The sequence below is a fragment of the Sporomusaceae bacterium genome (assembly GCA_031460455.1).
Lineage (GTDB): Bacteria > Bacillota > Negativicutes > Sporomusales > UBA7701 > Anaeroselena.
Window position 1 is genome coordinate 58,166 of sequence record JAVKTQ010000019.1, and the last position, 6,214, is coordinate 64,379.

The window sequence follows — 6,214 nt, forward strand, 5'->3', positions numbered from 1 at the left end:
ATGACGAGATGTGGATATATGAAAAGAAGATGGAGCATCCTGTGCGGGTAAGTTGCCCGGATGTGAAGTTCGCCAAGATGGTCATTACCCAGTACGGCGGCCCGGACGGCGAGCTGTCGGCGTCGCTGCGGTATCTGAATCAGCGTTATTCGATGCCTACCGATAACGCCAAGGCTCTTTTAACGGATATCGGCACGGAAGAGATGGCGCATATGGAGATGATCGCGGCGCTGGTGTTTAAGCTGGTGGACGGGGCGTCGTGCGAGGATTTCAAGGAGGCCGGCTGGGAGGGGCAGTTCGTGCAGCATAATCACGGCCTGTTCTGGACGGACGCGAACGGTATCCCCTGGTCGGCGAAGTATATCGCCTGCCTGGGCGACCCGATCACCGATCTGACGGAGGATATGGCGGCCGAGCAGAAGGCCCGTACTACGTATGAGCATCTTATCGCCTGCACGGACGACGAGTGTGTGAAGGATACACTCAGGTTCCTGTGGGAGCGGGAGGTGGTCCATTTTCAGCGGTTCGGCGAGATGCTGAATACGGTGCAGGAGTGGATGGCCAACAGCAAGCACTGCTGGATGGGACACCGGACGGAGAAGTAGCGACAGACAAGGAAAACAGCGGCAGAGGCCGCTGTTTTTGTGTTGTGGGGGGCGAGTGCCGCGCACTATGCCGAAGGGTATGCAGGAGGAGGGCAAATATTGTCAATGATATTCTATTTGGCACTTTTCCATTGAGGGGATAATCGTGGAAACATACTCGTCGATGCTGGGCATTACGGCACCGCAGCTGATAATTTATCATCCGAATAAAAGACATCCAGACAATACAAGATGCGGAGTTGATTTCTTGTTTGAAAGGTGTTTCTGCGTGCTAAGACTTGACAATTGTCCTCGATTTTAGCAGGATTATTTATTATCTCTCTGGAAATTTGTTGATAAAAATAAATACGTGTGGAAATTCCGCGAACCATGCTAAGTCCACATCCTCAAATGCTTCTAAGGGAGGTAATTGGCATGAAACTATTACGGACAACGTTATTATTCGTGCTTTTTTCTCTATTCCTATGCTCCACCGCTTTCGCCGCGGCAGTAACCTGGGCCACTGACACCACGACCGGCACTAAGATAGGTTATGTGCACGATAACTTTACAATCGTGTCAGCCACCTGGTCGGGACCGGCGGTCGACGGCAAAGCCGACGGCAGCGGCAACCTCACCCTCACCGTCAAAGGTAAGGACGGTAAGATCTATTCAGCCACTGCCCAAGCCGATATGAAGGCCGGGATTATGAATGGCAGAGTCGACATCAAATGGTCTGACGGCTACTCCTTCGACGGCACTTACAAAGACGGCGCATGGGTAAAGGGCATCTTCAGACACCCTACCGGCGATGTCTATGAAGGCGAATTCCTAAACGGCTTCTATAATGGCTATGGGATATTTAAATTCGCAAATGGCGGTTCATACGAAGGCGAGTTTAAAAACGGCCAATACGACGGCAAAGGCATATACAAATGGCCTGACGGCCGCATCTACGATGGCGAGTGGAAAAACAGCCAATACAACGGCAAAGGCATATTCAAATGGGCCGATGGCCGCGTCTACGAAGGAGACTTCAAGAACAGCGCTCCGAACGGCTTCGGCGTAGGCAAGGACGCCTCAGGCAAAGTCGTCCATGACGGCGAATGGAAAGACGGCCAGCCCGTGACCACGCTCAAAGCCGACAAAGTCCTTGGTGTTCCCTGGGGCTCTACTGAGGAAGAAACCAAGAATATTCTCCTCAAGCGGCCCAACACCCAGAGAGTATCCTTCCTCGACGGCAAAGACGGCGATAACAAGTGGCTGTATTTTCAGGGCCCGTTCGCCGAATTTCCTGATGCCTGGATATACGTCTACTTCTACCAGGGCAAGATGTGGCAGTTCCGCATATCCTGGCCGCTTAAAGACGACCAGATAATTGACAGGTATAACGCCCTCAAACAGGGCCTGACCGGACGCTACGGCCCGCCGTCCACCGAGCAAGGCAAATACCTCGACTCCCGCGCATGGTGGGACCTTGGCCAGACTTACCATGTAGGCATCGAGATACTGCAGAACAAAATTAAGATAGCAGCCGCCGACCCCACTCCCAATACCCACCCCTTCCGGGTCTACGTCACCTACTACAACAAAGCTGTCGTCGACATTGTCTACGGCAACAAATCCGGCTCCTCCGGCGGCAGCAAGGACTATTGATACCACACCCCCAAAAGTGAATATAAAACATCAAAATCCGGCACTCAAAATGCCGGATTTTTCGTTTTGACAGGCATTCGGCTGCGGCGGGGCGGTGACGCCAGTATGATGAGAAGGATGAGGATACTCTTCTTCAGCAATGGTAGAAGCTTCTTTCTATCGCAGCCGCCTTCGGCCTGTTCTGGACGGACGCGAACGGTATCCCCCGGTCGGCGAAGTATATCGCCTGCCTGGGCGACCCGATCACCGATCTGACGGAGGATATGGCGGCCGAGCAGAAGGCCCGCACTACGTATGAGCATCTTATCGCCTGCACGGACGACGAGTGTGTGAAGGATGCGCTCAGGTTCCTATGGGAGCGGGAGGTGGTCCATTTTCAGCGGTTCGGCGAGATGCTGAATACGGTGCAGGAGTGGATGGCCAACAGCAAGCACTGCTGGATGGGACACCGGACGGAGAAAACAGCGGCAGGGGCCGCTGTTTTTGTGTTTGCAGGAAGGGGCTGGAGCTTAGCGAATATTGTAAATCAAGTTTGTTTTATCCATTTATGCTGAGAGGATTTAGGCATGGATACATATTTGCCGGGGGACATAGCCTCACCTCTTCAGGTGATGATCTACCATCCGATAAGAGACATCTGGTTCTATCTGCTGGCGGGGGCGGTGTTGGCGGCGCTGGCGGGGTACGCCTTTCAGTACCGCAAGACGCCGGCGGCGCGCTATTGGGTTCTCAGCCTCTCTCTCCGGGCAATCTTTCTTTTGGCGCTGGTTATGGTTACCGTCAGCCCGGCATTGGCGGATAAGGTTTTCTGGGTCAAAATCCAGCAAATGAGCGCTTTGCTCATAATTCCTACGTTTTTATTGTTCGTCGTGAACATCGCCGGGCAAAAGGGTCGGCTGGCCAGGACGGTCGTATCGGCGCTGGTGGCGGTTACCGTCTTTTGTACGCTGGCGCTCTTGACTACCGGATGGCACGGCTGGTTTTGGCGCGGAGTGGTTTGGGACGGGCTGACCTTCGGCATCGTCCGCGGTCCGATTTACTGGGCCGTTATGGGCATAGCCTATTTTCAGTTCTTATTGGTCAGTGTGCTGTGCGTCATCTGGGCGCGCAGGGCCTCCGGCCTGCGGCGGTGGCAGATCGCGGCGCTGCCGGCCGATCCCCTGTTATCTTTGGCCGGACATATCCTGTGGGCCATCGACCAGCAGGCCGGCGTCATTCCGCCGCTGCCGCTGGCTTTCCTGCTGAGCGGCCTGGCCTGGACGTGGATCTTTTTCCGCCTGCGGGTCCTCAGCCTGATGCTCCTGGCCGAGTCGACCGTTATCGGCAATATCGACGACAGTCTGATCATCACCGACGACCAGGACTATATTATGGAGCTTAATCCGTCCGCCCGGCGGCGGTTCGGCGATAAAGCCCCGACTCTGATCGGCAGACCTTTCCGGGAGGTATTCGCGTCCTGGCCGGCGATGACCGCGCTGCTGGATATCAGGGCGGCGGCGGAGGGGGAAATCCGTCTGGAGGGCAGCGGGGATTATTCGTACCACGTCACGCCGCTGACAGGCTGGGGCAATATTAATATCGGCAAGGCGATCGTCCTCCACGATACGACCGAGCTGAAGCAGGTCCAGGCCCAGATAGTCGAGCAGCAGAAGGCGTTGTCGATCATGACGGAACGGGACCGGCTGGGGCGGGAGCTGCACGATGGCGCCGGCCAGTTGTGGGGGTATATTAACATGCAGGTGGAAGCGGCGCGCTCGCTGCTGGCCAAGAACGAGCCGGCCCAGGTCGATACGGTGCTGGAAAGGCTGGCCGGGGTTACGAGGGATGTTCACGTCGATATCCGCGAGTCGATCGCGGGGCTGCGGACGGCAACCGGCGAGAAGCACGGCTTGTGGCGGACGCTGGCGGATTATCTTCAGTGGTATCGTCAAAACAACAATATCGACGCCGAACTGGTTGTCGATGAGGGGCTAATCGCCGGCCGGCTGCCGCCGACTGCGGAAGCCCAGCTGCTGAGAATTGTCCAGGAAGCGTTGACCAATGTAAGAAAACACGCCGGCGCGCGCCATGTCAAGGTGGTCGCCAGGCGTCACGGGGATATGGCCGAGATCAGGGTTGAGGATGACGGGCGGGGGTTTGACCCGGTTCAGGCGGTTGGGAAAAAAGGGAGCTACGGTCTGAGAATTATGGAGGAAAGGACCGAGGAGTCGGGGGGGCGGCTTTCGGTCGAGTCGGCGCCGAATGCCGGTACGGCGGTGGTCATAACGCTGCCGCTGGCGCAACGCGGAGGGTAGAAGGAGAAGGACGCAATGAGATTATTGCTGGTAGACGACAATGCTTTGTTTCTCGAAGGACTGGGGAATATGCTGGCCGCCAACGATATCGAGGTGGCGGGAACGGCCCGAAATGGCCCGGAGGCTCTCGGCAAGGCGGAAGAGCTTAAGCCCGACGTCATCCTGATGGATGTTCAGATGCCCGGCGGCGGCGGTATCGAGGCTACCCGGCTGATTAAGGCGAAGCTTCCCGATGTGAAAGTCGTGATGCTGACGGTATCCCAGGATGACGCCCATCTGTTCGAGGCGATCAAGGCCGGCGCCGCCGGATATTTGCTGAAAGGTATGGCCAAGGAGCATTTTTTGCAGCAACTGTCAGGGATGGCCACCGGCGATACGCCGCTGTCGCCCGGCCTGGCCGCGAAGGTACTGGCCGAGTTCGCCCGGCGCGAAAATACGCGGGAAGCAAGGGCGGAGGCCGCCGCCAGGACGGCGCTCCTCACGCCTAGGCAGGGGGAGATTCTGGGGCTCGTCGCCGGCGGTCTGACCTATAAAGAAGTCGGCGATAAGCTTGGTATCAGCGAGGCGGCGATAAAATACCATATGGGCGAGATAACCGCCAGGCTCCAGTTGGAGAACAAGTCCCAGGCGGTCGCCTTCGCCGCCAAACAGGGATTGGTGGCTGCGCCGGGAAAAGACTAAAGCGAAAACTAATGATGATCAAGCGAGAAGTATAGTGAAAACTATACTTTTTTTTATTTGCCACTAGACTTTCGTCTAGTGGCTTTAATGACATCTTCTGCTAATATTCATCTTAGAATCGATATTTCTGCAAGATTATATAAAAAGTGGCGATAACGCGAAAGTCGGTGTCGAGATTTGAAGCAGATAGAAGTCGTATTTTGCGGAGATTCGGTGTACCTTTCCGGGCTGGCGGCCAGTTTGCGGCAGAGCGCACGGTTGCGGGTCTCCCAGGTGGACGCATCGCCGGGCGAGGCTCTGAACGATCTGAAGCTTCTCTGCCCGGACGTCGTTGTTGCCGAGGTTGCCGAGCGCGAGGCGGTGCAGGCCTTGCTGCAGTACAATCCCCGCTTAAAGGTCATCGTTATTGCGGCGGCCACCGATTCGCTGACGGTGCTGGGTGGCCGGCAGTCGTCAATTTTGGCGGTAACGGAACTGGCGCGGGTGATTGCTGAATATGCCGGCGGGCAAGATGCGCAAGACGGGGACGATAGCAGCTACCAGAAGGAGGAATAAGATGAACGGTAAACCAGGCAATGCGGGGAGGCGGATTATTATCTTTGCCATCGCTATTACGGTGGTGGCGGGGATAGTTTACCCGGCACTCGCCGCCCCGCCCAGCCAGGGCGCCGTTATTGAAGGGGCCAAGCCTCCGGCGGCGGTGCGGCAGCCGGCCGAAACCAAGGAACCGGCCATCACCGTGGAAGGCGGGCAGCCGCAAACGCAGGCCGACGGCCAGCAAAAAATACCGGTGCGGGGCTTCCGCATCGGCGGCGAGCCGCCCCTGGCGGCGGACAAGCTTTTAAGCCTCGTCCGGGGCGAAGCCGGCAAGGAGCTGAGCCTCGGCGAACTTAACGCTCTGGCGGGCAGGCTGACCAAGCATATGCGCCAGCAAGGCTATCTGGTGGCCTTCGCCTATATCCCGGCCCAGGATATCAGGGACGGGATGGTGGAAATAGC

At 56.9% G+C, this 6,214-nt stretch carries 7 protein-coding genes; all 7 read left to right on the plus strand.

Translation table 11 applies throughout. From position 1 onward, the window contains the following. The first annotated feature begins 8 nt into the window (after positions 1-8). Positions 9-605, plus strand: a complete 597-nt coding sequence (locus RIN56_18765) for a manganese catalase family protein (protein ID MDR7868841.1) — start codon at positions 9-11, stop codon at positions 603-605. A 414-nt stretch (positions 606-1,019) separates the two neighbouring features. Then, a complete protein-coding gene (locus RIN56_18770) occupies positions 1,020-2,240 on the plus strand; it encodes a hypothetical protein (GenBank protein ID MDR7868842.1) in 1,221 nt (406 codons plus the stop codon). Between the two features lie 158 nt (positions 2,241-2,398). Beyond that, positions 2,399-2,794 carry a manganese catalase family protein gene (locus tag RIN56_18775; GenBank protein MDR7868843.1) on the plus strand — a complete coding sequence of 132 codons (396 nt, stop codon included), beginning with the start codon at positions 2,399-2,401 and terminating at the stop codon, positions 2,792-2,794. A 12-nt stretch (positions 2,795-2,806) separates the two neighbouring features. Beyond that, positions 2,807-4,534: a histidine kinase N-terminal 7TM domain-containing protein gene (locus RIN56_18780; GenBank protein MDR7868844.1), complete on the plus strand. Its 1,728-nt coding sequence runs from the start codon at positions 2,807-2,809 to the stop codon at positions 4,532-4,534. Positions 4,535-4,549: 15 nt separating this feature from the next. After that, entirely contained in the window at positions 4,550-5,215 is a 666-nt protein-coding gene (locus tag RIN56_18785; GenBank protein ID MDR7868845.1) for a response regulator transcription factor, read from the plus strand. A 177-nt stretch (positions 5,216-5,392) separates the two neighbouring features. Continuing rightward, the gene (locus RIN56_18790; GenBank protein ID MDR7868846.1) at positions 5,393-5,770 is read left to right on the plus strand and encodes a hypothetical protein; all 378 of its coding nucleotides are present in this window, start codon (positions 5,393-5,395) and stop codon (positions 5,768-5,770) included. A gap of 1 nt (position 5,771) precedes the next feature. Then, a partial coding sequence (locus tag RIN56_18795; GenBank protein MDR7868847.1) for a POTRA domain-containing protein occupies positions 5,772-6,214 on the plus strand: 443 nt, incomplete at its 3' end.

What these genes read in the sequence shown, in the direction of transcription:
- RIN56_18785 (MDR7868845.1), top strand. Translation starts at nt 4,550, where the DNA reads ATGAGATTATTGCTGGTAGACGACAATGCTTTGTTTCTCGAAGGACTG.
- RIN56_18780 (MDR7868844.1), top strand. Translation starts at nt 2,807, where the DNA reads ATGGATACATATTTGCCGGGGGACATAGCCTCACCTCTTCAGGTGATG.
- RIN56_18770 (MDR7868842.1), top strand. Translation starts at nt 1,020, where the DNA reads ATGAAACTATTACGGACAACGTTATTATTCGTGCTTTTTTCTCTATTC.
- RIN56_18765 (MDR7868841.1), top strand. Translation starts at nt 9, where the DNA reads ATGTGGATATATGAAAAGAAGATGGAGCATCCTGTGCGGGTAAGTTGC.